The following is a 26,070-nucleotide window of genomic DNA, read 5'->3' on the forward strand; positions in this document are numbered from 1 at the left end:
CGCACCCGCGGCGCTCGACCCGGGCCGGGCCTTCCGCGACCTCGGCCTCGACTCCGTCGCGCTCGTCGGACTGGTCACCTCGCTGTCGGCGGCGACCGGAAGGGAACTCCCCGCGCGGATCCTCTTCGACCACCCCACCCCGGAGGCCATCGCCCGCCACCTCGGTGCCGAACTCCTCGGCATCGACGCCGTCGGCATACCGGAGGCGGCCGGACCGCGGGCCGGGGCGGACTCGGACGATCCCGTCGCGGTCGTCGGCATCGGATGCCGCTTCCCGGGCGGCGTGACCTCGCCCGAGGAACTGTGGGAGCTGGTCAGCGAGGGCCGTCACACGATCTCGGGTTTCCCGGAGGACCGGGGCTGGGACCTCAACAGGCTCTTCGACCCCGACACCAGCAAGCCCGGCACGACGTACGCGCGGGAGGCCGGGTTCATCGAGGCCGCCACCGAGTTCGACGCGGACTTCTTCGGGATCTCGCCGCGTGAGGCGCTCGCCATGGACCCGCAGCAGCGGCTGCTGCTGGAGGTGTCCTGGGAGGCGTTCGAGCGCGCGGGCATCGACCCGGCCACGCTGCACGGTGGCAGGACGGGTGTGTTCGTCGGCGCCGAGCAGCAGGAGTACGGGCCGCGTCTGGACGAAGCCGCCGCAGGCGTCGACGGATACCTCGTGACCGGCAACGCGCTCAGCGTCGCGGCGGGCCGGCTGTCGTACAACTACGGCCTCAACGGTCCGGCCTTCGCGGTGGACACCGCCTGTTCCAGCTCGCTGGTGGCCCTCCACCTCGCGGTGCGGTCACTCCGCTCCGGCGAGTGCTCGCTGGCGCTGGCGGGCGGCGCGGCGGTACTCAGCAGGCCCGGTACGTACACCGCGTTCAGCCGGCAGCGCGCGCTGGCCCCCGACGGCAAGTGCAAGGCGTTCGCGGCAGCCGCCGACGGCACGCAGTTCTCCGAAGGCGTCGGCCTGATCGTCCTGGAACGTCTCTCCGACGCCCGGCGCAACGGCCACCAGGTGCTGGCCGTACTGCGCGGCTCCGCCGTCAACCAGGACGGTGCCTCCAACGGTCTCACCGCCCCCAGCGGTATCGCGCAGCAGCAGGTCATCAGGGACGCGCTGGCGGATGCCGGGCTGTCGGCCGCCGAGGTCGACGCGGTCGAGGCGCACGGTACGGGCACGACGCTCGGCGACCCGATCGAGGCGCACGCGCTGCTCGCGACCTACGGACAGGGCCGGGAAGACGCCGAGGTACTGCGGCTGGGGTCGCTCAAGTCGAACATCGGTCACACGCAGGCGGCGGCCGGTGTCGCGGGTGTGATCAAGATGGTCCAGGCGATGCGGCACGGTGTGCTGCCGAAGACCCTGCACGTCGACGCACCCTCGGACCAGGTGGACTGGTCGGCGGGCGCCGTGGAACTGCTCACCGAGTCGCTGCCGTGGGAGACGCCCGACGGCAGGCCCCGACGGGCGGGCGTCTCGTCCTTCGGCGTCAGCGGGACCAACGCCCACCTCATCGTCGAGCAGGCTCCCTCGGAGCCGTACGCCATGGACGAGCACCCGGACGGTCGCGACGACGACCAGGCCGCCACGGTCGCCCTGCCCGCCGTGCCCGCTGTCGCGTGGACGCTCTCCGCGAAGAGCCAGGACGCCCTGCGCGACCAGGCGGCCCGGCTGCTCGCGCACGTCGAGTCGCACATCACCGGCCGCCCGGCGGACGTCGCGTACTCGCTCGCCGCCACCCGTGCCGACTTCCCGCACCGCGCCGTTTTCGTCGGCAGCGACGAGGCGGAACTGCGCGCGGAACTCGCCGCGTTCGCGAACGGCACCGCAACCTCCCCTCAACCACCGGCAGCTCGTGGTCGGTTGGCGTTTGTGTTTCCGGGTCAGGGGACGCAGTGGGTGGGGATGGGTGCGCGGTTGGCGCGGGAGAGTGTGGTTTTTGCGGAGCGGTTGGGTGAGTGTGCGCGGGTGTTGGAGCCGTTGGTGGATTGGTCGTTGTGGGAGGTGTTGGCGGAGGCGGATGGTTTGGGGGTTGAGGAGTTGGGTGGGGTTGGTGGTGGGTCGTTGTTGGGGCGGGTTGATGTGGTGCAGCCGGTGTCGTTTGCGGTGATGGTGTCGTTGGCGGCGTTGTGGCGTTCGTTGGGTGTGGAGCCGGATGCGGTGGTGGGGCATTCGCAGGGGGAGATTGCGGCGGCTGTGGTGTCGGGTGCGTTGTCTTTGGAGGATGGTGCGTGGGTGGTGGTGTTGCGGTCGCGGGTGATTGCGGGGTCGTTGGCGGGTGGTGGGGGGATGTTGTCGGTGGGGTTGTCGGTGGGTGAGTTGGTGGGGCGGTTGCCGGTGGGGGTGTCGGTGGCGGCGGTGAATGGTCCGTCGTCGGTGGTGGTGTCGGGTGATGTGGAGGGGTTGGGTGTGTTGGAGGGTGTGTTGGTGGGTGAGGGGGTGCGGGTGCGGCGTGTTGCGGTGGATTATGCGTCGCATTCGGTGCAGGTGGGGTTGGTGGAGGAGGAGTTGTTGCGGGTGTTGGCGCCGGTGGTGGCGGGGGTGCCTGAGGTGCCGTTCTTTTCGTCGGTGTTGGTGGGTTGGGTGGGTGGTGGTGTGGTTGATGGGGGTTATTGGTATCGGAATTTGCGGGAGCCGGTGTTGTTTGCGGATGCGGTGGGGGCGTTGGTGGGTGAGGGGTTTACGGATTTTGTTGAGGTGAGTGCGCATCCTGTTCTGGTTCCGGGTGTGAGTGAGTTGTTGGATGTGGGGGTGTTGAGGGTGCGGTTGTGGGGTCGTTGCGTCGTGGTGATGGTGGGTTGGATCGTTTTCTGCGTTCGGTGGGTGAGCTCTGGTCTGCTGGGGTGGGTGTGGACTGGGGGGCTGTTGTGCCGGTGGGTGCGGGGCGGGTGGATCTGCCGACGTATGCCTTCCAGCGACAGCGCTACTGGCTGGACGGGTCGGCCGGCAACACGACCGATCCCGCCGCCCTGGGCCTCACCCCCACCGGACACCCGCTGCTCGGCGCCGCGGTGACCCTCGCGGAGGGTGGTGCGCTCGCCTTCACCGGCCGCGTCGACCTGCGGACCCACCCCTGGCTCGCCGAGCACGCCGTCACCGGCCACGTGCTCTTCCCCGGAACGGGCTTCGTGGATCTCGCCATCCGCGTCGCCGACGAGACGGGATCGGGCGCGGTGGAGGAGCTCACCCTCACCGCCCCGCTCGTCCTCCCCACCACCGGAGGCGTCGACCTCCAGATCATGGTCGGGCCGGCCGAAGGGCACCACCGTCCGTTCGCCGTCTACTCCCGGCCCGTCGGGAGCCTTCCCGACACCCCCTGGACCCAGCACGCGACCGGTCTCCTCGGCGAGCCCGCCCGGCCCGGCGACTTCAGCCTCGCGCAGTGGCCGCCGCCGGGTGCTCGCCCCGTCGACGTACGCGACGCCTACGAGCAGCTCGCGGAGCGCGGCTACGACTACGGGCCCACCTTCCAGGGCCTGCGAGCCGTGTGGCGGGCCGGTACCGACGTGTACGCCGAGGTCACCCTCCCCGACGACACGGACGCGAGCCGCTTCGGCATCCACCCCGCGCTGCTCGACGCCGCCCTGCACGCCATCGACTACGGCGAACTCACCGGCCCCGTACGGGACGGCGAGATCACCCTCCCCTTCTCCTGGAACGGCGTCTCCCTGTTCGCCCAGGGCGCGACCACGCTCCGCGTACGGCTGTCGCCCGCGGGGAAGGACTCCGTGGCCATCGAGGTGGCCGACGCGACCGGAGCACCGGTCGCGTCGATCGAGTCGCTGACGACCCGAGTCATGGAGGAAGGGGCAGCAGGCCGGCACGGCCATGAGGAGCAGCACTCGCTGTACCGCATCGCCTGGACCGTACGACCGGGCTCCGCGACAGCCGCCGCCTCCGAGGCCTCCGCCACGGCCACCTCCTCCTCCCCTTCGCCGAACCCGGCTGCCGCCGGCCGTCGCTGCACCCTGACCGGTCCGGACCACTTCGGTCTCGCCGCAGCCCTCGGCGCCTACGAGGGTGCCGAGCCCGGCTCCGAGGCGGACACACCGGCCACGGTGTTCCTGTCCGTCGCCACCGACCCCGGGCAGCCGGTCGCGGACAGCGCGCACAGCGCCGTCCAGGATGTCCTCCGCGAGGTGCAGCACTGGCTGGCGGACGAGCCGTACGCGGACGCACGGCTCGTCGTCGTGACCCGCGGCGCGGTGACCACCCGGGGCGAGGACCTCACCGGCCTGACGGCAGCCGGGGTGTGGGGCCTCGTACGGGCGGCACAGTGCGAGGAGCCCGGCAGGTTCGTCCTGCTCGACATCGACGACCAGCCCCTTCCGGTCGAGGACGTGCTCGCCGCGATCGAGGCGGGCGAGGAGCAACTCGCGGTACGCGCAGGCCGGGTGTCCACCCCGGGAGTCGTCCGCGCGGTGTCACCGGCGGAGTCGAACGGACCGGTCGGGTCCGCGGGAACGGACACGCACCACGGTGCCGGGGCATCGTCCCCGGTCGTACGGGGACAGCTGGACACCGAGGGCACCGTACTCGTCACCGGCGGCACCGGGGTGCTCGGCGCCCTCGTCGCCCGCCACCTGGTGGCCGAGCACGGCGTACGCCACCTCCTGCTCACCAGCCGCCGTGGCGAGGAAGCACCGGGTGCCGCCGAGCTCACCACCGAGCTCACGGAGAGCGGGGCCCAGGTGACCGTCGTCGCCTGCGACGCCGCCGACCGCGACGCGGTCGCCCGGCTCATCGCCGGGGTACCCGCAGCCCACCCGCTCACCGCCGTCATCCACACGGCGGGCGTACTCGACGACGGGACGATCCCTTCCCTCACCCCGGAACGCACGGCTGCCGTGCTCCGCCCGAAGGTCGACGCCGCGTGGCACCTGCACGAGCTGACGGCCCACTGCGACCTGGCAGCCTTCGTGCTCTTCTCCTCCATGGCCGGAACGCTCGACAACGCGGGCCAGGCCGGTTACGCCGCTGCCAACACCTTCCTCGACGCACTCGCCGCACACCGGCGAGCCCAGGGCCGTCCCGGCATCTCCCTCGCCTGGGGCTTCTGGCAGCAGCGCAGCGGACTCACCAGCCACCTCACGGACGCCGACACCGCACGCCTCGCACGCTCCGGCGACCTCGGGCTCACCGCGGAACAGGGCCTCGCCCTCTTCGACGCCGCCCTGCGCAGCGACGAGGCCCTGCTGCTGCCGATCCGGCTCGACGCCGCAGCCCTCCGGGCCCAGGGCACGGACCTGCCCGCCCTGCTGCGCGGGCTGGTACCCGCGCCCGTACGCCGGACCGTCACAGCGAACAGCTCCGGCGTCGGCACGTCCGCGCTGGAAGGCGCGACAGCCGGGCTCCCCGAGCCGGAACTGCTGCAGTACCTCACCGACCTGGTACGCGAACACGCCGCCTCCGTACTCGGCCACGCCGACGCGGCCGCCGTCGACGCGCGCCGCGCCTTCAAGGACCTCGGCTTCGACTCGCTGGCCGCGGTCGGCCTCCGGAACCGTCTGACCTCCGCCACCGGGCTGAAGCTGCCCGCCACCCTCGTCTTCGACCACCCCAACGCGGAGGCCGTCGCCGCTCTCCTCCGGGAGAAGATCTCCCCGGTTCCGGCCTCGGCTCCGGCTCCGGTCTCGGACACCACTGTGGGGTCGGTGGGCGGTGCGGATGGTGTGGAGGACGATCCGGTGGTGATTGTGGGGATGAGTTGCCGTTATCCGGGTGGGGTGGAGTCGCCTGAGGATTTGTGGCGGTTGGTGGACGACGGGGTGGATGCGATCGGTGGTTTTCCGCGTGATCGTGGGTGGGATGTCGAGGGGATTTATGATCCCGAGCCGGGGGTGCCGGGGAAGTCGTATGTGCGTGAGGGGGGTTTCCTTGCGGATGTGGCGGGTTTTGATGCGGAGTTCTTCGGGATTTCTCCGCGTGAGGCGTTGGAGATGGATCCGCAGCAGCGTTTGCTGCTGGAGTTGTCGTGGGAGGCGTTCGAGCGGGCGAGTGTGGACCCGTCGTCCCTGCGTGGGAGCAGCACCGGGGTATTCGCCGGCCTGATGTACCACGATTACGCCGGTACCAGCACCGAAGGAAGCCTGGTCTCGGGTCGTATTTCTTACACGTTGGGGTTGGAGGGGCCGGCGGTGACGGTGGACACGGCGTGTTCGTCGTCGTTGGTGGCGTTGCATTGGGCGGCGCAGTCGTTGCGTGCGGGTGAGTGTTCGTTGGCGTTGGCGGGTGGTGTGACGGTGATGACGACGCCGGATATGTTTGTTGATTTCAGTCGTCAGCGGGGGTTGGCGGTGGATGGGCGGTGTAAGTCGTTCGGTGGGGGTGCGGATGGTGCTGCGTGGTCGGAGGGTGCGGGGTTGTTGGTGTTGGAGCGGTTGTCGGATGCGCGGCGGAATGGTCATCGGGTGTTGGCGGTGGTGCGGGGTTCTGCGGTGAATCAGGATGGTGCGTCGAATGGGTTCAGTGCTCCGAATGGTCCGTCGCAGCAGCGGGTGGTGCGGGCGGCGTTGGTGAGTGGGGGTTGTCGGTGGGGGATGTGGATGTGGTGGAGGGGCATGGGACGGGGACGCGGTTGGGTGATCCGATTGAGGCTCAGGCGTTGTTGGCGACGTATGGGCAGGGTCGTGTTGAGGGGCGGCCTTTGTGGTTGGGGTCGGTGAAGTCGAATATTGGTCATGCGCAGGCGGCTGCGGGTGTGGCTGGTGTGATCAAGATGGTGGAGGCGTTGCGGCGGGGGGTGTTGCCGCGGACGTTGCATGTGGATGTGCCGTCGGGTGAGGTGGATTGGTCTGCGGGTGCGGTGGAGTTGTTGGTGGAGGGGCGGGTGTGGCCGGATGTGGGTCGGGTGCGTCGGGCGGGTGTGTCGTCGTTCGGGATCAGTGGGACGAACGCGCATGTGATTTTGGAGCAGGCGCCGGTGGAGGTGTCCGGTGAGGTGGGGCCGGAGCTGGTTCCGGTTTCTGGTGTGGGTTCGGTTGGTGTGGTGCCGTTGGTGTTGTCGGGTGGTTCTGTGGGTGTGGTGGGGGAGTTGGCGGGGCGTGTGGTGGCGGTGGGGGATGCGGTGGTGGGGGATGTGTCGGTGGGTGAGGTTGGTCGTGGGTTGGCGTTGACGCGTGCGGGGTTGGGTCATCGGGCTGTGGTGGTGGGTGAGGGGTGGGAGGAGTTGCGTTCGGGTTTGGTGGCGTTGTCGGAGGGTGAGCCGGCGTCGGGTTCGGGTGTCATTTCTGGTGTGGTGCCGTCTTCTGGTGGTGGGTTGGGGTTTGTGTTTGCGGGTCAGGGGTCGCAGTGGTTGGGGATGGGGCGTGGTTTGTATGAGGCGTTTCCGGTGTTTGCGGAGGCGTTTGATGAGGTGATGGGTTTGGTGGGTGAGGGTGTGCGTGAGGTGATGTGGGGTCTGGATTCCGATTCGGGTTCTGCTCCGGAATCTGGTTCTGGTTGGTGGTCTGGTTTGTCGGTGGATGATACGGGTGTGGCGCAGGTGGGGTTGTTTGCGTTTGAGGTGGCGTTGTTTCGGTTGTGGGTGTCGTGGGGTGTGCGGGTGGATTGTGTGGGTGGTCATTCGGTGGGTGAGGTGGTGGCTGCTTTTGTTGCTGGGGTTTTGTCGTTGGAGGATGCGTGTCGTTTGGTGGTGGCGCGTGGGCGGTTGATGCAGGGGTTGGCGTCGGGTGGGGTGATGGTGGCGGTGGAGGCGTCGGAGGAGGAGGTGTTGCCGTTGTTGGGTGGTGGGGTGTCGTTGGCTGCGGTGAATGGTCCTTCGTCGGTGGTGTTGTCGGGTGTGGAGGGTGTGGTGGATGAGGTGGTGGGGGTGTTTGTGGGGCGTGGTCGTCGATCGAAGCGTTTGGTGGTGTCGCATGCGTTTCATTCGGTGTTGATGGAGCCGATGTTGGAGGAGTTTCGGGGTGTGGTGGAGGGGTTGGTGTTCCGGGAGCCGGTGTTGGGTTTGGTGGTGGGTGGTGATGTGTGTGATCCGGAGTTCTGGGTGTCGCATGTGCGGGAGCCGGTGCGGTTTTTGGAGACGGTTCGGGTGATGGAGGGTCGGGGTGTTTCGGGGTTTGTCGAGGTGGGTCCGGATGCGGTGTTGTCGGTGATGGGTCCGGGTTGTGTTGTGGGTGATGAGGTGGTGTTTGTGCCGTCGGTGGTGCGGGGGCGTGATGAGGTGCGGGGTGTGGTGGGTGCGTTGGGTGGGGTGTGGGTGCGGGGGTTTGATGTTGATTGGGGTGCGGTGTTCGAGGGTCTTGGTGTTCGGGGTGGTGTTGGTGGTGGGGTTGTTGATTTGCCGACGTATCCGTTTGAGCGTCGGCGGTATTGGTTGGAGCCGGGTTCGGGTGGTTCGGGTTCGGGTGATGTGTCGGTGTCGGGTCAGGTGGGTGCGGGGCATCCGTTGCTGGCGGCGGTGCTGGATCACGTCGACGGGGATGGCGTGACGCTGACCGGAAGGCTGTCGCTCGCCACCCACCCCTGGCTGGCCGAGCACACGATGTCCGGCAACGTCATCGTTCCGGGCGCCGCGTTCGTCGAGCTCGCCATCAGAGCGGGCGACGAGGTCAGGTGCTCGCGGTTGGACGAACTCGTCCTGGAAGCGCCTCTCCACCTCGCGGCACGCGATTCCCTCGCCCTTCAGGTGACGGTCGGTGGGCCGGACGCCGCAGGACGCCGACCCGTGGCCGTCCATGCCCGTACGCACGGGGAGCGGAGCGACGGGGTTACGCGTGGGTGGACGCGCCACGCGAGCGGCTACCTGACGTCGGAGCCGGCATCGGCGGTCGCCGCCGTGGTGGCCGAGAAGGACGTATGGCCGCCGGCCGCCGCCGAAACCGTCGACATCGGCGCTCTGTACGACCTGCTGACGGAGCAGGGCTTCGGCTACGGGGAGCTCTTCCGCGGCCTGCGTCGTGCCTGGAAGCGGGGCGACGAGGTCTTCGCCGAGGTCGCACTCCCGGAGGACGCGGACGCGAGCGGCTTCGGCATGCACCCCGCACTGCTGGACATGGCGTTGCACGGTGGGGAGCTGTTCGCCGAGAACGACGACGTCACCATGCCGTTCGCCTGGCACGGTGTCACCCTGCACGCGACGGGAGCCACCGCGCTGCGGGTCCGGCTCACCCGGGCAGGCGGGGGAGCGGATTACGCGATCACCGCGACGGACCCGGGAGGCGGGCCCGTACTGACCGTCGACTCGTTCGTACCGCGTGCCGTGTCCGCCGACGAGTTCGCCGACGAGTTCGGGGGCGACCAGGTCCACGACGACCTGTTCACCCTGGACTGGACCGCGGTGGGAGCGCCGTCAGGGGCGGCGGAGTCGGAGTCGAAGAAGGGCGGCAGCACCGTCTGGGCGGTGCTCGGTGCCGCGGGCCCCGCTCTGCCCGGTGCCGTGTCGTACGAGGCTCTGGCCGCCCTCCTGGGCTCCGCCGGGCCGATGCCCGACGCGGTTCTCCACGTACCGCAGGTCCCTGCCGACGAGCCGCCGGCCGCGGTGCGCGAGACCGTCGCCGACACGCTCGCGCTGCTCAACGACTGGCTGTCGGCCGAACGTTGTGCCGCAGCGAGACTCGTGATCGCGACCACGGGTTCGGGTCCCGTCGACGGGGCCGTCACCGGGCTCGTACGCGCCGCGCAGGCCGAGAACCCCGACCGGATCACCCTCGTCCACCTCGGGCCGGGCGAGATACGGGCCGACCTGCTCACCGAAGGCCTGCGTTCCGGCGAGCCGGAATTCGCCTTGCACGACCGTGAGGTCCGGGTGGCCAGGCTGACGCGGGCGGCCGGGGTCGTGAAGGCGCCGGAGCCTGGTGCGAGTGTTCTGGTCACGGGGGGTACGGGCGGTCTCGGCGCCGCTGTGGCACGCCACCTCGCCGCCCGGTACGGAGTGAGCGAGCTGGTCCTCGTCAGCCGTCGCGGGACCGAGGCCCCCGGCGCGCGGGAGCTCGTGGCCGAGCTTTCCGGCCACGGTGTCCGCGCGACGGTCGTCGCCTGTGACGTCGGCGACCGCGAGGCCCTCGCCCGGTTGCTCTCGGACCATCCGGTGTCCGGCATCGTGCACACCGCCGGAGTGCTCGACGACGGGCTGATCGGCTCGCTGACGCCGGAGCGGTTCGACGCGGTGCTCCGTTCCAAGGCGGACGCCGCGTGGTACCTGCACGAACTGGCCGAGGAGATGGCGCTCGACCTCTCGATGTTCGTGATGTTCTCGTCGGCGGCCGGCACGTTCGACGGCGCCGGGCAGGCCAACTACGCCGCCGCCAACGGATTCCTGGACGCGCTCGCCGCGCACCGCCACCGTCTCGGACTGCCCGCGACGTCCTTGGCCTGGGGGCTCTGGGAGGAACGCGCCGGGATGGCCGGGACGCTCGGCGAAGCGGACCTGGAACGGATGCACCGGTCGGGCATGCGCGCCCTGCCGACCGCGCACGGCCTCGCGCTGTTCGACACGGCGGTGGGCCTGGGGAGCCCCGTCGTCCTGCCGATGCGGCTGGACACGGCGGCCGTGGGCGAACGCGGACGCGATGTGCCGGCGGTGCTGCGCGGCCTGGTCCGCTCCGGCGCTCCGCAGCGACGCAGTGCCGAGTCCGCTCCCGTCGAACCGGAGATGCCGTTCGAGGAGCGGCTGGCGGCGATGCGTCCGCGCGAGCGTGCTCCGTTCCTGCTCGACCTCGTCCGTACCCAGGTCGCGGTCGTGCTCGGGCACGACGGGCCCCGCGACATCGATCCGAAGCGCGGCTTCACCGATTTCGGCGTCGACTCGCTGGCCGCGCTCGAACTGCGCAACCTGCTGGCCAAACTGACGGACGTACGGCTTCCGGCGACGCTGGTCTTCGACCACCCCACCCCGCAGGCCGTCGCCGACCTGCTCTTCGAGGAGCTGGTGGACGATCCGGATGCCGGTCTCCCCCTGGGCGCGGAGCTCGCCGCGATCGAGGAGGCACTGCGTACGGCAGACCCCGCCGATGAGCAGTACGCCTCGGTGATCACCCGGCTGCGCGCGCTCACCGAGGCGTGGTCGGGGCCGCGGACGGACCAGGCCCGGGCGCGGGCGGCGGACGAGGAGGAGATCGGGTCGGCCACGGCGGAGGAGCTCTTCGGCATCCTCGACGGTGAACTCGGCGAGCTCGGCGAGGAGTGACGGGCAGGCCGGGGGAGCCGGGAGGCCGGGGGAACGGGCAGGCCGGAGGAGCCGGGAGACCGGAGGAGCCGGAAGACCCCGCCGCCCGCACCCGCGCCCCCCGGCACCGGGGGAACAGGAAGGCCCGCCCTCCCGCCCGGCCCTGACGTACCGCCGAAGTCGGTGTCAGGACCGCCGCGGAGGGCGGGCCGGTTCTGATCCAGGGGCTCCCACCGGTCCGGTCCGGGAGCTCCTGGCGTCCAGGACGTCTACCAGGTGACGCGCAGCTCGGCCGGACCGCGCACGATCACACCGAACTTCCACTGGATGCTCTCGGGCGGGTCGGCCAGGCGCAGATCCGGCAGGCGGGTCAGCAACTCCCTGAGCGATTCCTGGAGTTCCATACGGGCGAGTTGCGCGCCGATGCAGTGGTGCGGGCCGTGCCCGAAGGTGACGTGCGGGTTGTGGGCGCGTGCCAGGTCGATGGTCTCCGGGTCGTCGAAGACCTCGGGGTCCCGGTTGGCCGCGTGCAGCGCGGGCAGGACGGGGTCGCCCGTGCGCACCAGGGTGTCCCTGAACCAGACGTCCTCAAGGGCGTACCGGGCGAACATCGCCGACGTGTTGATGGGCACGTAGCGCAGCAGCTCCTCCACGGCGGTGGGAAGCAGCTCCGGCTCCTCACGCAACTGCTTGAGCAGTTCGGGCCGGGTGAGCAGCGTGTAGACGAAGCTGGGCAGCGCCGAGGCCACGGTCTCCACGCCGCCCGTGAGCAGCCCCGCGCCCGCGAGGGCGATCAGCTCGGTGTCGTCGAGTTTGTCCCCGTTGTCGCGGGCGTAGACCAGTGCGCCGAGAAGATCGTCGGTCGGCTCCTCGCGGCGCTGGGCGACCAGGCCGGCCATGTAGTCGTCCAGCTCCCCGCCGATCTCGAAGAGGACGTCCGCCTTCGCCGTCTCGTCGTTGGTCACACCCTCCGTCCAGCGGCGGAAGACGTGCCGGTCCTCGAACGGGACGCCGAGCAGATCGCAGATCACGGTCACGGGGAGCAGCCGTGCGAAATCCTCCACGATGTCGGCGCTCTGCCCGCCCGCGATCATGTCGTCGACGATCCGGGACGCGAGTCCGCGCACCTCGGCGCGCATCTTCTCCATCCGGCGTGCGGTGAACGCCTTTCCGACGAGCTTGCGCAGCCGGGTGTGGTCGGGCGGGTCCATGCCCATGATCCCGTCACCGACCAACTGGCTGCGCAGCCGCGGCTGGTCGAGGCCCTGGGAGATGGCCCGGCTGAACCGCGGGTCGGTCATCACGAGCTTCACGTCGTCGTAGCGCGTGGCCAGCCAGGAGGGCTCCCCGAAGGGCAGGCGCACGCGGCTCATCGGCTCGTCCTCACGCAGCCGCGCGTACTGCGCGGACACGCTGATGTCCTCCATGTCGAACGGGTAGTCGCGTATCCGCTTCTCGGTGCTCATCGTGACTCTCCTGCTCCCGTCGCCGGCTCGCCGGCCGTTCCGCTGGTGCTGTCCGTGCTGCTCATGTCGGTGCCGCCGTCGATCAGGCCCTGGGCGTACGCGGCAAGCCGCAGTCTGTCGACCTTCTTGTTCGCGTTGAGGGGGAACTCGGGCAGGTGGTGGTAGTGCTTGGGCAGCACCCCGGCCGGCAGATGCGCGCGGAGCCGTCCGACGAGCCCGGCCGTGGGAACCCGGTCACCCGTGTAGAAGGCGGCCAGTTCCGTGCCGGTCGCGCCCGTCACCGCGACAGCGACGGCATCGCCCACGCCGCACAGCCGCAAGGCCTGTTCCACCTCCGCCAGTTCGACCCGCCAGCCCTGGATCTGGACCTGGGCGTCGCGGCGCCCGAGGTAGACGAGTTCGTCCCCGTCCAGCCGCCGCACCCGGTCGCCCGTCCGGTACCAGCGGCGTCCGTCCCGCTCGAAGAACCTGCCCTGCTCGTCGGCCGGATCGAGGTAGCCGGCCGCCAGTTGGGGTCCGCTCACGCACAACTCGCCCTCGTCATGGCACGGTTCGCCGTCGTCGTCGAGCAGCAGGTGCTCGTGGCCCCGGTGCACCGGGCCGATCGGGGAGAGACCGTTGACGGCGGCCGCGGGGGAGTGTTCGCTCGACCAGCGGTGCGCCGCGATCGTGATGGTGAGCTCGGTCGGCCCGTACAGGTTCTCCAGGACGGAGGCGGGCGCGGAGCGCTGCCAGTCCTCGGCGTCCCGGCACTTCAGCGCCTCCCCGGCGAACAGGCTCCAGCGCAGCCCTGCCAGCACGTTCTCACCGAGGCCGCCGACACGGCGTACGAGGTCGATGGCGCTCGGCGTCGAGAACCACACCGTCAGCCCCTGCTGCGCGACGAAGGAGGGCAGATCGAGGTAGGCCCCCGGCGGGATCGTCACGACGGTCGCCCCCGCGCCCCAGGCGCAGAACAGGTCGAAGGCGCCGCAGTCGAAGTTCAGCTCGAACGCCTGGGAGAACACATCACCCGGGCCGAAGTCGTAGCGTTCGTCGGCCAGCCGGAAGTAGTGCTCGGTGCCGCCGTGGGTGAGGGCCACCCCCTTGGGCCTGCCCGTGGACCCCGACGTGAAGAGGTAGTACGCCGGATCGCCGGGCTTGATCCGGGCCGGCTCGTCGAGGGCGGTGGCGCAGGCCGGCAACAGCCGTACCCCGGGCACCGTCGCCCCGTCGGCGGCATCCGGCGCGAGCACGGACATCTCGTCGGCGCCGTCCAGCACCTCCGGGAGGACGGCGAGGCCCTCTTCGTCGGCCACGACGGCGCGGAGGCCCGACGCCTCGATGATCTGCCGGGTCCGGCTCGCCGGAAAGTCGGGCCGCAGCGGCACGACGGCCGCACCCGCGTAGAGCGCCGCCAGAATCCCCGTATAGGCCGTGAGCCCCCTGGCGGCCAGGACACCGACGGCCGGACTGCCCGTCCGGGCCAGCGAGCCACCCCAGCGCAACGCCAGACCGTGCATCTCGGCGTAGCTGCGGGATTCCTTTCCCGTGCGCGCGGCGATTCCATCGGGAGAGGCGGCGAGGCCCCGGAGAAACCTCGAATGCAGAGCGTACTCCGCGCTTTCTGCCATGCTCGACTCCGCTGTGAATAGGGGTGGTCGCCAGTCGATGAAAGCCACTTCTGCAACTAGGCTCGGTGCCCAACGATCGGACGCGATCTGCGTCCTGGCAACCCTTGATTCCAGCTGATGCGAATGCGGAGTGGAGTAGCCGATGTGGGACACCCGGTTCGAGGAACTGCTGCGCGGCCACCTGCCGTATCTCGGAGCGACCGAGCCGCTCGACGCGGACCTTTCGCTGCGTGACGTGGGGCTCGACTCCATGGCCATGGTGGAGCTGCTCTCGTCCATCGAGAGCAGCTACGACGTGCGGTTCGCGGACGAGGCGATGAGCATGCGGAACTTCGAGACGCCCGCTCGCCTCTGGGCGACGCTGGAGTCGGTCAGGGCCTGAGTCCGGTGACGGCGTATCAGGACCTGAGCCCGGTGACGGTATAGGGGTCGGCTAGGGGTGACCGGAGCAGACGGAGAGGCGGACATGGGCCGGGAGATATTCATGCGTGGGCAGAATGCGTCGGAACGACTTCATGAGTTCCTGCTGCTCGGTGCGCAACTCACGCCGGAAAAGCCGGCAGTGGTCGAATACCACGAAAATGAAACGGGTTTCCTTTCGTACCGGCAGCTCCAGGACCGTGTCGCCGGTTATGCCAAGACACTGGACGAACTGGGTCTGGACATCGGTGACCGCGTCATCCTGGAAGCCGATACGTCCGCCTCGTCCATCGCGGCCTTCCTGGCGTGCTCCTCCCGGGGACTGCCGTTCGTCCCCATCAGCCCCGAAACCCCCACGAAGCGGCTCCTGTCGATTCTCGGCACCATCCGGCCCGCGTTCTATCTCCAGGCGGACGACGGCCGGCGGGACGGCATCCCCGAGCACATCGGTACCGGGCGCTTCGGCGGATCCGGCGTCACGATCGAACGGGCCGCCGCGCCACGGGTGCGCCACCGGCGCGAGATCGTGGCCGCCGACCCCGCGTACGTGGTCTTCACCTCCGGGACCACCGGGCGCCCCAAGGGCGTCGTGATGAGCCACCGAGGGATCCTCGCGTTCTACCGGGGGATGCTCCAGCACGGCATCGTGGGACCGGAGAGCCGGGTCGCCACGACGGCTCCGCTGCAGTTCGACTTCTCCCTGCTCGACATCGGGCTGGCCCTGGGGACCGGGGCGACGATCGCGCCGGTGCCGCGCTCACTGCTGCGCTGGCCCCGGCGGTTCGTGAAGTTCCTCCGGGACGCGGAGATCACGCAGGTCAACGGCGCCCCGTCGATCTGGCGGCCCGTGCTCCGGCACGAGTCGGCGCAACTGGCGGAGCTCGGTGACCGGATCCGCGGTGTCCTCTACTCCGGCGAGTCCTTCCCGCTGCCCGAGATGCGGCAGCTCCAGGAGCTGCTGCCGGAGGCGAGGATCGTCAACTGCTACGGCAGCACCGAGTCCATCGCCGCCTCGTTCACCGACGTCCCCCGCCCGCTGCCGAAGGACATGGAGCGGATGTCGATCGGGTACGCCCACCCCGGCGCCGAGATGATGCTGGTCGACGACGACGGAGCCCCCGTCACCGAGCAGGGGGCCGACGGCCACATCCTGCTGCGCAGCTCCGCCCTGTTCACCGCCTACTGGGACGACCCCGCCGCGACGGGCGAGGCCCTGGTGCCCGACCCGGCGGCGCCGGAGTCGGGCCAGGTGGTGTTCCGTACGGGAGACGTGGCGACCCGGGGCGAGGCGGGCGAGCTCTATCTCGTCGGACGCGCCGACTCCATGGTCAAGATCCGGGGAAACCGCGTCGAACTGGGCGAGGTGGAGCGCAGGGCCGCCGAGTTCGCGGGCGTCGCCGCCGTCAGCGCCGTACTGATGCCCAGGTCCGGTGCCGACCCCGTGCTCGCGGTCTTCGTCGTCCTCACCCCCGAAGCCCGACAGGAAGGCACCTTCGACGAGATGGGGCTGTGCGCCTTCTGCATGGAGGACCTGCCGGGCTACATGGCGCCGCAGGAGATCCACGTGGTGGACGAACTCCCCGTCACCCCCAACGGGAAGATCGACCGCCCCGCGCTCCGCGAGATCGGCGAGGCCGCGGCCGCCGCCCGCCGGGGCACGACGGTCACGGGCGCGCCGGCCGGGGCCGCAGCACCGACTGCGGACCGATCTGATCGACCGTGAAGTTGCGGGTGGTGCGCGGCACGCGGGAGAACAGGCTGTCCGGGCCTGCCACGCACAGGTCGCGCACCCCCGACCGCAGGAGCGTGTCCACCACGGCGGGCCAGCTGACCGGTCGCACGAACCCGTCCAGGAGCATCGTGCGCACACCGTCCGCCGTCGTACGTACGGAGCCGTCCTGGTCGGCGACCACCGGGATCCGGGGGTCGGCGAAGGACAGATCGGCGAAGAGCTCCGCCTCCACCCGGTCCCGCAGCGGGGCGAACAGGCTCGCGTGCATCGGCGGGTTCATCGTGTAGAGCGGCATCCCGCCCTCGGCCCGGAGCATCTTCTGCAACCACTCCAGACGCTCCTCGCGCAGCGAGAGCATGTAGAAGTCGTCGTCGATGTGGCAGGAGATCTCGTGCCACTCGCCTGCCGCCGTCAGCTCCTCCCCGATCGCGTCCAGGACGGCGCGTGGCGTCCTGGCGAACGAGTGCGTGACGATGCCGGGACACTCCTCGGCGAAGAACGCCGCCTCGTAGCGGGCCAGTTGCGAGGTGAGCCGCACGGCGTCCCCGAAGGACAGCGCGCCCGAGTACACGGCGGCGCCCTTGCCGCCGAAGCTGGGGCCCACGCAGAGCCGGGGGCTGAGGCCCTGCGTGGTCTCGGCCCGGCGTGCGAGCGCGAGACAGACGACGAGGAACGCGATCTGCGCCTCCTCGCTGTAGTCGCTCGCGCTGTCCCGGTAGCGGGCGAACACGTCGTACCCGACCGTGTCGGAGGCCTCGGCGAGCATCTGACTCGCCACCGGGTCGATCAGCAGGAACTTCCCCGAGACCGCGAAGTCCTGCGGGCCCATCCCGGGGAAGACGATCGCGGTGCCGCCGTCGGGTACGCCGTCAATCTCCTCGACGTGCTGGGACGTGCTCTCCATGTGTGCTGCTCCTCGGTCTCCCGGCCTCGGCCCTGCGCCGGCCGGACACTTGTCAGCCGGCGGTCAGCGCGGTGAAGCCGCGGTCGATCGCGGCGAGGGAGTCGGCGATGTGCGGCAGCTCCAGCGGCTTCTCCGCCTCCTGCGCGGCCCGCTGCTCGTCGCGCGTACGGCCGTAGAGCATGCTCGTGGCCGCGCGGAACCGCAGAGCGTCCGGCGCGTCGCCGAAGTGGACCCCCGCGAGGACGGCGATGCCGGACTCCTCGATGAGGTGCCTCTGCAGGGACTCCCCGTCGACGATCCCCTTGCCCGCCAGCCGTTCCCGTACGGGACCGAAGTCCGGGTAGACGTAGAAACCGCCCGTCGGCTGCCGGCACTCCGCCCCCGCCGCGATCACGATGTCGTGCACCGCGCCCGCGACCGCCCCGTGCAGGTGTGCGTCCCTCCGCAGCCGCTCCAGCAGCTCGGGCGGCTCGGCGAAGGCGTACTCGGCGACCGCCTGCATGGGCCCGGCCAGCGTGGACCACACTTCACTCGCCACCGACGTGACGTCGGCGCACAGCCGCTCCCCCGCGGGGCCGGCCGGGAAGCGCGCGACACCGATGCGCCAGCCGCCCAGGGCCAGGCTCTTGCTGAGTCCCGTGACCACGATCGTGCGCTCGGGTACGACCTCGGCGGGGCTGAGGAAGGGGGGCGCGGACTCGTGCAGGATGTCGCGGTAGATCTCGTCGGAGACGACGAGCAGATCCTCCTCCTCCGCGACCGCGCAGACCTCCCGCACCGTCCGGGGCGGAGCCAGCGTCCCCGTCGGGTTGTCCGGCAGCGTCAGCACCACCAGACGCGGGTGATGGCCCGCCGCGCGGGCGGCCCGGACGGCGGTGCGCAGGGCGCCGGGCTCAGGCACCCCTCCGCAGTGGGCCGGAACCGGGACGCCGAACGCCCGCTTGCCCGCCAGCGTGGCCTGCGGCTGATAGGTGACCCAGCACGGCGCGGGCAGGAACACATCGCCGGGCTCGACCAGTTGCAGGGCCAGCAGCAGCGCCTTGCTGCCCGGCGCGACGATCACCTGCGCCGGGTCGGTCTCCAGCCCGCGGCGCGCGAAGTACCCGGCCACGGCCGCCCGCACCCCCGGGTCACCCGCGACCGGGCCGTACGCGTTGCGGGACGCGCCCGCCGCCAGCCGCTCGGCCAGCGGCGGGAAGACGGGCAGCCGCGACTCCCCGAACCCGAGATGCGTGATCCGCTCGCCCCGCGCCTGCCGCTCCGCCACGAGCTGGTCCAGGGCGAGGTTCGGGGAGATCCGGCGGGCGGTCCGTGCGCCGCCCGGGGCACCGGCGGCCGGATCCGTACGAGCGTGGGCGTGCGCGGTCATGGCTGGCTCCGTTCGGGACGTCACTCGGAGACACCGGCCATCGGCCGGCGGCTCGTGCCGGCGAAGGCGGCGGCGATGTCGGCGGGTGCCGACGGGTCGAGCTCCAGGTGGTCCATCCACGCGGCGGTCGGTGACCAGCGGGCCCGGAACGGCCGCCCCACCAGGTCCGGGTCGCGTGCCTGGACCATCCGCAGCTGGAAGAACCGGCCCTCGGCGGTCTCCTCGACCCCGTCCACGAGCACCTTGCCCGGCGTCGCGGACATCACGGGCCCGCGTACGGTACGGGCCAGCCCCGGCAGCTTGCTGTAGGCCGTGCGGAAGATCTCCAGCCCCTTCGTGAGCGGCACCTCGAAGTAGTGCCGGGGGCCGGTGTCCCGCTCCACGAACATGTAGTACGGGACGGCTCCCGCCGAGAGCTCGGCCCGCCACAGCTCCGCCCAGGTGCGCGCGTCGTCGTTGACGTGCGCGATCAGCGGCGCCTGGCAGTACACGACGGCGCCGGTCGCGCGGACGCGCCCCAGGGCCCTGCGTGCCGTGGCCGTCTCCAGCTCCCGCGGATGGCTGAAGTGGGCCATGACCGCCAGCGTGCGGCCGGAGGCCACGACCTGCTCGAACAGGCGCAGCAGATCGTCGGCGTCCGCGTCGCTGACGAACCGCTGGGGCCAGTACGCCACCGCCTTCGTACCGATGCGCACGGTCCGTACGGTCTCCACCGACAGCACGGGCTCCAGATGGCTCCGCAGCCGCTCGGTCGACATCACCATCGGGTCACCGCCCGTGAAGAGCACGTCCGACACCGCGGGATGGCACCGCAGATACTCCACGAGCCGCTCCGGACCCGGGGCAGCGAACCGCAGGTCGGCGTCGCCGATGAACTGCGCCCAGCGGAAGCAGTAGGTGCAGTAGGAGTGACAGGTCTGGCCCTGCTGCGGGAAGTAGAGCACCGTCTCCCGGTACTTGTGCTGGATCCCCTCCAGCGCGTCGTCGGCCAGACTCGGGACGTTCAGCTCCATCTGCCCGGAGGGGTGCGGATTCAGACCGGCCCTGATGCGGCGCACCTCGGCGGCGATCTCCCGCTTGGGCGCACGGGCCCGCGCGAGGTCGACCAGCAGCTTCTCGTCCTCGGCGCGGAGCATCCCGTGCTGGGGGAAGACGAGCTGGAAGATCGGGTCCTCGGGGACGCGGTTCCAGTCGATGAGCTCGGACAGCACGTAGTCGTTGACCCGGAAGGGCAGCACCCGGGAGACCGCGCGTACGGTCTCCAGCGCGCCGTGCGACAAGCCGTACCGTGCCGCCACCTCGTCCATGTGCTGCGGCCCCACCGTGCGGAACCGTGTCACTTCGCCGGCGGTCGGTCTCTGTGCGGGCATGCCACCGTTCCTTCGGGTCGGATCCGGGCCGGGCTCAGCCATCGGAACGCCTGTCGTCGAGGCTCTTCAGGAAGTCGACCAGGGTCGCGTGGAAGAGTTCGGGCTCCTCCAGGTGCGGCATGTGGCTGGACTCCTCGAGGATCTCCCAGCGCACATCGGGGATGCGTTCCCGGAAGGGGCGCACCGTCACCGGGGTCGCCTCGTCGTGGCGGCCGGAGAGCACCAGCGTGGGCACCGCGATGTCCGGCAGCCGGTCCTCCACCGACCAGTCCTTGAGCGTGCCCACGACATGGAACTCACTGGGCCCGTTCATGGTGTGGTAGACGGTCGGATCGTTCGCCGTCTCCATGACCGAGGCGACGTACGCGGGCGGCAGCGGCCGAACCCTGCAGACATGGCGGTCGTTGAAGACCCGCACCGCCTCGGCGTACTCCTCGGTGTGCGTCGTCCCCGCCGCCTCGTGCGCCCGGAGGGTCGCGTCGACCCCGGGGGGCAGCGCGGCCCGCAGCACCTCCATCTCCTGCCGCCACAGCGGGTAGGAGGCGGGCGAGTTGGCGATCACGAGGCCGCGCAGGCCGGCCGGACGGTCGGCGGCGTGCCGTGCCGCCAGCATCCCGCCCCAGGACTGCCCGACGAGCACGTAGTCGTCGGCGATGCCCAGGTGGCGGAGCAGGTTGTCGAGTTCCTCCAGGAAGAGGCCGACGGTCCAGAAGTCCGCCCCCGCGTCGGGGAGATGGGTGGATCCACCGTTGCCGAGCTGGTCGTAGTGCACCACCGGCCAGCCGTCCTCGCTCAGCGAGCTGAGGCCGATGAGGTAGTCGTGCGTGCTTCCCGGTCCGCCGTGCACGACGACGACCGCCGGGCGTCCCCGACCCGGCGTGCCCGTCAGCCTGTACCAGGTGCGGTACTCGCGGAAAGGGATCCTGCCCTTGGCGCCGGCCGCCACGGCCATGTTCTTCACCTCGCATCCAGCTCGAATCCCTGTCTAACCTCCTGGAGCATTCGGCGCCAGCCCCCTTAGGGGTCGCGCACCCCTAATCTCCCCGCCAGGGGTCGGACGGTATTTCCCCGCGCGCGTGCGCGGCTAACGTGGCGCCAATTGGGTCCTGTGGGCCGAGGCTTCCGCTGTCCCGCGCCGAACTATTGGAGAACTGCATGCGCGTCATGTTGATGTCGTTTCCGACCCGCACGCACATCTACAGTCTGGCGCCGGTCGGATGGGCACTGCGGGCGGCCGGGCACGAGGTGCGCTATGTCGGCCAGCGGAATCCGTCGGAAATCGATCCATTTCTGCAGACCGGGCTGGAGTGCGCCTGGGTCGGCGGTGATTTCGACATCGCCAAGCACCGCCAGTACGGCGACGACGGCGTGAGTGGCGCCAGCGGCCAGGTGAACGATCCCTTCAAGCTCGCCGAGGCCCGGCCGGAGCGGCTGACGGACGAGTACGTGCAGGCCGCGTACGAGACGACCGCGGGCATGATCCGGTACGTCAACTCCGACGAGTTCCTCAACGAGGCCCTGCGGTACGCCCGCCGGTGGCAGCCCGACCTCATCGTCTGGGACCCGCTGATCTACGCCGGCGCGATGGTCGCCGAGGTGGTGGGCGCCGCGCAGATGCGGATGCTGTACGCCGCCGACCAGAACGCGCGAGTCCACTTCGAGTACGAGAAGCTGAAGGAGCGCCGCCCCGAGGTCGCGTGGCCCGACCCGCTCGCCGAGTGGATGACGGAGTGGCTCGGCCGGCACGGGTGCGCGTTCGACGAGGAGCTGCGGTTCGGCAGCGCCAGCATCTGCCCCTCGCCCTCCTGCGTGCGCTTCCCGTTGGACGTCAACTACCTCCCCGTACGCTTCGTCCCCGTCAACCGGCCGCTGCCGATGCCCGACTGGGCCCTCCAGGCGCCCACCCGGCCGCGCGTGCTGCTGACGCTCGGTGTCTCCAACCGCCAGGTGCACGGGGTCGAGCAGGCTTCCGTCTCCGAACTCCTCGCCGGACTCGGCCGGCTCGACGTCGAGGTGATCGCGACCTTCAACAAGGCACAGCTGGCCTCGGTCAGGAACGTCCCGGACAACGTCCGGGCGGAGGCGTTCGTCCCGATGAACGAGGTGCTGGCGAGCTGCTCCGCGATCGTGCACCAGGGCGGCGGGGCGACCGTCGGGAACGCGGTGGTCAACGGCGTCCCGCAGCTCATCGTGCCCGGCACCATCTGGAGCGAGCGCGCCTCCGCCGTCGCCCAGGAGAAGCGCGGGTACGGGCTGTTCATCGACCTGGAGGACATCACGGCCGAGCGCGTCCGGGACAAGGTCGCCCGCCTCGTCGAGGATCCGTCGTTCCGTGAGAACGCCCGCCAGGTGCAGGCCGAGATGCTCGCCACCCGGACGCTCGGCGATCTCGTCCCCGAACTGGAGGCCGCGGCGGCCCGCCGCCGGCACCGCTCCACCGCGACCATTTAGGGGTTCCCCGGGGCGCGCGCGGATGAGTAACTTTCTGCGAGTCGGCGGGTCAGTTCCCGATATAGGTGCCTGGCCACGGGTCCGCAATGTCCGCCTGGTTTTCCTCTATGGCTTCCATGGCCAAGGCAGGGTAAGGACTTCATCCTCATGAAAGCACTCGTACTCGCCGGCGGCATCGGCAGCAGACTATTCCCGATCACGCACACCGGCGCCAAACAGCTCATTCCCGTGGCCAACAAGCCCGTGCTTTTCTACGTGATCGAAACACTGGTCGACGCGGGAGTGACGGATATCGGCATCGTCGTCGGCGGTACGCAGGCGCAGGTGCGCGAAGCGGTCGGTGACGGCAGCGCCATGGGCGCCCGCGTCACCTACATCTACCAGGAGGAACCGCTCGGCCTGGCACACGCGGTGCTCATCGCACGTGACTTCCTCGGCGACGAGGACTTCGTCATGTACCTGGGAGACAACTTCATCGTGGGCGGGATCGACGCCCTGCTCCGGAAGTTCCACGCGGAGCGCCCGGCCGCCGAGATCCTGCTGACCCGCGTGGACAACCCCACCGACTTCGGGGTGGCCGAACTCGACGCGGACGGGCAGGTGGTGCGGCTGGAGGAGAAGCCGAAGAACCCGGCCAGCCACCTCGCCGTCATAGGGGTCTACCTGTTCACCCCCGCCGTGCACGAGGCGATCGACGCCATCAGCCCCTCGCCGCGGGGCGAGCTGGAGATCGTCGAGGCCATCCAGTGGCTGGTGAACAACGGATACCCGGTGGGATCGGCGACGGTCGACGGCTACTGGAAGGACACCGGCACCGTCACCGACATGCTGGAGGTCAACCGGAGCGTGCTGGAGACACTGGAGCCCTGCACGGAGGGAAAGGTCGACGAGGAGAGCGAGATCATCGGCCGCGTGCGTATCGAGCGGGGCGCCGTGGTGTCGCAGTCCCGCATCGTCGGCCCCGCGGTGATCGGCGCCGGAACGGTCGTCACGTCCTCCTACATCGGCCCCTCGACGTCGATCGCCGAGGACTGTGTCATCGACACCAGCCAGATCGAGTTCTCCATCGTCCTGAACGGCGCCGCCATCGAGGGCGTCGGACCGATCGAGGGGTCGCTGATCGGGCGGGAAGCGCATCTGACCCGCGCCTGCCGCACGCCCCGGGCGTCCCACCGGTTCCTGATCGGCGACCACTGCAAGGTACAGGTGGCACCATGAGGGTCCTGGTCACCGGCGGTGCCGGCTTCATCGGTTCGTGTTTCGCGCGCCTGCTCCTCGGCCCGGACTCCCCGCTTCCGGTGACGGCGGTGACCGTCCTGGACGCCCTCACCTACGCGGGCAGCCGGGAGAACCTCGCTCCCGTCGCCGCCGACGAGAGGTTCACCTTCGTCCACGGCGACATCCGGGACGCGGCCCTGGTCGACACCCTCGTCGCCGGTCACGACGCCGTGGTCCACTTCGCGGCGGAGTCCCATGTGGACCGCTCCATCCTCGACGCGTCCGCGTTCGTGGGAACCAACGTCGTGGGGACGCAGATCCTGCTGGACGCCGCGCTCCGGCACGGCCCGGGGACGTTCCTGCACGTCTCCACCGACGAGGTCTACGGATCGGTGGAAAAGGGGTCCTCCAGGGAGGACCACCCCCTGCTGCCCACCTCCCCGTACGCGGCGTCCAAGGCGTCCTCGGACCTCATCGCGCTCGCCTACCACCGGACGCACGGCCTCGACGTGCGGGTCACCCGGTGCTCGAACAACTACGGGCCCTACCAGTTCCCGGAGAAGCTCATACCGCTGTTCGCCACGCGTCTGCTCGACGGGCGGACGGTCCCGCTCTACGGCGACGGGGGCAACGTCCGGGACTGGCTGCACGTGGAGGACCACTGCCGGGCGCTCTGCGCGGTGCTGACGGACGGCCGCCCCGGCGAGATCTACAACATCGGCGGCGGTACGGAGCTGAGCAACCGGGACCTCACCGGCCTGCTGCTCGACATCTGCGGGGCGGGCTGGGAGAGCGTCGAACGTGTCACCGACCGCAAGGGCCACGACCTGCGGTACTCCGTGGACTCCGGGAAGATCCGCGACGAGCTCGGGTGGACCCCCCGGAACACGATGGACACCGGTCTGGCGGCCACCGTCGCCTGGTACCGGGAGAACCGGCACCACTGGCAGCGGCCACCCGGGCCGGACGGTGCGGACCTGACCGCCGGCCCCCGGGCAGCGACGGCCCACCGAGGCGCCCGCGCGGACACGGGAAGCGCGGCATGAGCCCCGGGCCCGTCACCGACGCGGCCCGGCTCGCCCTCTCGGCGGCCACCACCGAGGGCGCCGTGATGCGCACCGAGGACGTCGTGCGGTGGCTGGGGGAGCGCCGGCGCGAGAACCGGTTCCGGGTGGAGCGCGTCCCCCTCGACCGCATGGACGGCTGGTACGCCGACGACGGCACCGGCGACATCCGGCACCGCAGCGGCGGCTTCTTCACCGTGGAGGGAATCCGGGCCAGGACCGGCCACGGCCCCGTCCGGACCTGGGAGCAGCCCATCATCTGCCAGCGTGAGGTGGGCATCCTCGGCATCCTCGTCAAGGAGTTCGACGGGGTGCTGCACTGCCTGATGCAGGCCAAGATGGAACCCGGAAACCGCCCTCTCCTCCAGCTGTCGCCCACGGTCCAGGCGACCCGGAGCAACTACACCGGTGTCCACCGCGGCGCGCGCGTCAAGTACATCGACTACTTCACACGGCCGGAAGGGGTCCGGGTCCTCGCCGACTCGCAGCAGTCCGAGCACGGTTCGTGGTTCCACCGCAAGAGCAACCGGAACACGATCGTCGAGACGGACGGCGACGTGCCGCAGGACGACGACTACTGCTGGCTGACCCTGGGGCAGATCGCGGAGCTGCTGCACCACGACAACGTCGTCAACATGGACTCCCGTACCGTCCTGTCCTGCGTCCCCCTCCCCGACACGGGGGAGGAGGCGTTGCATCCGGACGCCGAGATCGACCGCTGGCTCGAAGCCGAACGCGCCCGCCGCCAGGTGCACGTGGAGCCGCTGCCCCTCTCCGCGATCGACGGATGGAGCCGCGGCACGCACACGATCGATCACGAATCAGGCCGCTACTTCCGTGTCGTGGGGGTCTCCGTGCAGGCGGGCAACCGCGAGGTGACCGGCTGGTCCCAGCCGCTCTTCGAGCCCCGCGGGCTGGGCGTCACCGCGTTCCTGACCCGCCGGATCGGGGGCGTCCGGCACGTACTGGCGCAGGCCCGCGCCGAGGCGGGGCTCCACGACTCGGTGGAGCTCGCCCCCACCGTCCAGTGCACCCCGGAGAACTACGCGCACCTCGCCCCCGGGGACCGCCCGCTCTTCCTGGACCAGGTCCTGGCGGCCGACCGCGCCGACGTCCTCTACGAGGCGGTGCACTCCGAGGAGGGCGGCCGTTTCCTGGGGGCCGACAGCCGCTGTCTGCTGGTCGAGGCCGGCGACCGGGGCCCGGGTGACGCCGCGCCCGACGGCTACAGGTGGCTGACCGCCGGTCAGCTCTCCCGGCTGGTCCGGCGCGGCCACCACGTCAACGTGCAGGCCCGCACCCTGCTGGCCTGCCTCAACGCGACGGCAGCCGCGGGCCGGTGACCCCGTACCGCCGGCCGCGGG

General features: G+C 70.5%; 12 protein-coding genes and 2 pseudogenes. 8 read left to right on the forward strand and 6 right to left on the reverse strand.

The window, feature by feature from the left end:
• Window positions 1-52: 52 nt before the first annotated feature.
• Window positions 53-8,642: pseudogene (locus tag CCZ36_RS37020) on the forward strand (SDR family NAD(P)-dependent oxidoreductase); the annotation flags it as partial.
• A gap of 153 nt (window positions 8,643-8,795) precedes the next feature.
• Window positions 8,796-11,120 (forward strand): annotated as a pseudogene (locus CCZ36_RS37025) (type I polyketide synthase); the annotation flags it as partial.
• 248 nt (window positions 11,121-11,368) lie between these two features.
• Here CCZ36_RS37025 and CCZ36_RS27610 read toward each other — a convergent pair.
• Window positions 11,369-12,565, reverse strand: a complete 1,197-nt coding sequence (locus CCZ36_RS27610; protein ID WP_069736815.1) for a cytochrome P450 — start codon at window positions 12,563-12,565, stop codon at window positions 11,369-11,371.
• The gene (locus CCZ36_RS27615; protein ID WP_128818787.1) at window positions 12,562-14,178 is read right to left on the reverse strand and encodes an AMP-binding protein; all 1,617 of its coding nucleotides are present in this window, start codon (window positions 14,176-14,178) and stop codon (window positions 12,562-12,564) included. The genes CCZ36_RS27610 and CCZ36_RS27615 overlap by 4 nt, the downstream gene beginning before the upstream one ends.
• 142 nt (window positions 14,179-14,320) lie before the next feature.
• Between CCZ36_RS27615 and CCZ36_RS27620 the strand changes: the two genes are divergently transcribed.
• Window positions 14,321-14,560, forward strand: a complete 240-nt coding sequence (locus CCZ36_RS27620) for an acyl carrier protein (protein ID WP_069736817.1) — start codon at window positions 14,321-14,323, stop codon at window positions 14,558-14,560.
• 102 nt (window positions 14,561-14,662) lie between these two features.
• Window positions 14,663-16,321 carry an AMP-binding protein gene (locus tag CCZ36_RS27625; RefSeq protein ID WP_234427827.1) on the forward strand — a complete coding sequence of 553 codons (1,659 nt, stop codon included), beginning with the start codon at window positions 14,663-14,665 and terminating at the stop codon, window positions 16,319-16,321.
• Here CCZ36_RS27625 and CCZ36_RS27630 read toward each other — a convergent pair.
• From CCZ36_RS27630 to CCZ36_RS27645, 4 genes are read right to left on the reverse strand one after another with little or no spacing between them, the layout of a single operon-like run.
• Window positions 16,263-17,234, reverse strand: coding sequence for an ACP S-malonyltransferase (locus CCZ36_RS27630; protein ID WP_069736819.1), 972 nt, complete (start codon window positions 17,232-17,234; stop codon window positions 16,263-16,265). The two genes, CCZ36_RS27625 and CCZ36_RS27630, sit on opposite strands and share 59 nt — an antisense overlap.
• A 52-nt stretch (window positions 17,235-17,286) precedes the next feature.
• Window positions 17,287-18,603 (reverse strand): pyridoxal phosphate-dependent aminotransferase, encoded by a 1,317-nt coding sequence (locus CCZ36_RS27635; RefSeq protein WP_234427828.1) that lies wholly within the window; start codon window positions 18,601-18,603, stop codon window positions 17,287-17,289.
• A gap of 20 nt (window positions 18,604-18,623) precedes the next feature.
• Window positions 18,624-19,973: a KamA family radical SAM protein gene (locus CCZ36_RS27640; RefSeq protein ID WP_069736820.1), complete on the reverse strand. Its 1,350-nt coding sequence runs from the start codon at window positions 19,971-19,973 to the stop codon at window positions 18,624-18,626.
• A 34-nt stretch (window positions 19,974-20,007) separates the two neighbouring features.
• Entirely contained in the window at window positions 20,008-20,925 is a 918-nt protein-coding gene (locus CCZ36_RS27645; RefSeq protein ID WP_069736925.1) for a proline iminopeptidase-family hydrolase, read from the reverse strand.
• Between the two features lie 203 nt (window positions 20,926-21,128).
• On the opposite strand from CCZ36_RS27645, the gene CCZ36_RS27650 reads away from it, so the two are divergent.
• From CCZ36_RS27650 to CCZ36_RS27665, 4 genes are all read left to right on the forward strand, one after another.
• On the forward strand, window positions 21,129-22,424 hold the full coding sequence (locus CCZ36_RS27650) for a nucleotide disphospho-sugar-binding domain-containing protein (RefSeq protein ID WP_069741287.1): 1,296 nt from the start codon (window positions 21,129-21,131) through the stop codon (window positions 22,422-22,424).
• Window positions 22,425-22,571: 147 nt separating this feature from the next.
• Window positions 22,572-23,642: a glucose-1-phosphate thymidylyltransferase gene (locus CCZ36_RS27655; RefSeq protein ID WP_069736822.1), complete on the forward strand. Its 1,071-nt coding sequence runs from the start codon at window positions 22,572-22,574 to the stop codon at window positions 23,640-23,642.
• Window positions 23,639-24,688: a dTDP-glucose 4,6-dehydratase gene (rfbB, locus tag CCZ36_RS27660; protein WP_069736823.1), complete on the forward strand. Its 1,050-nt coding sequence runs from the start codon at window positions 23,639-23,641 to the stop codon at window positions 24,686-24,688. The genes CCZ36_RS27655 and rfbB overlap by 4 nt, the downstream gene beginning before the upstream one ends.
• Window positions 24,685-26,049 carry an NDP-hexose 2,3-dehydratase family protein gene (locus CCZ36_RS27665; protein WP_069736824.1) on the forward strand — a complete coding sequence of 455 codons (1,365 nt, stop codon included), beginning with the start codon at window positions 24,685-24,687 and terminating at the stop codon, window positions 26,047-26,049. The genes rfbB and CCZ36_RS27665 overlap by 4 nt, the downstream gene beginning before the upstream one ends.
• Window positions 26,050-26,070: the final 21 nt, after the last annotated feature.

It is taken from the genome of Streptomyces sp. S063, assembly GCF_002832675.1.
Taxonomy (GTDB): domain Bacteria; phylum Actinomycetota; class Actinomycetes; order Streptomycetales; family Streptomycetaceae; genus Streptomyces; species Streptomyces sindenensis.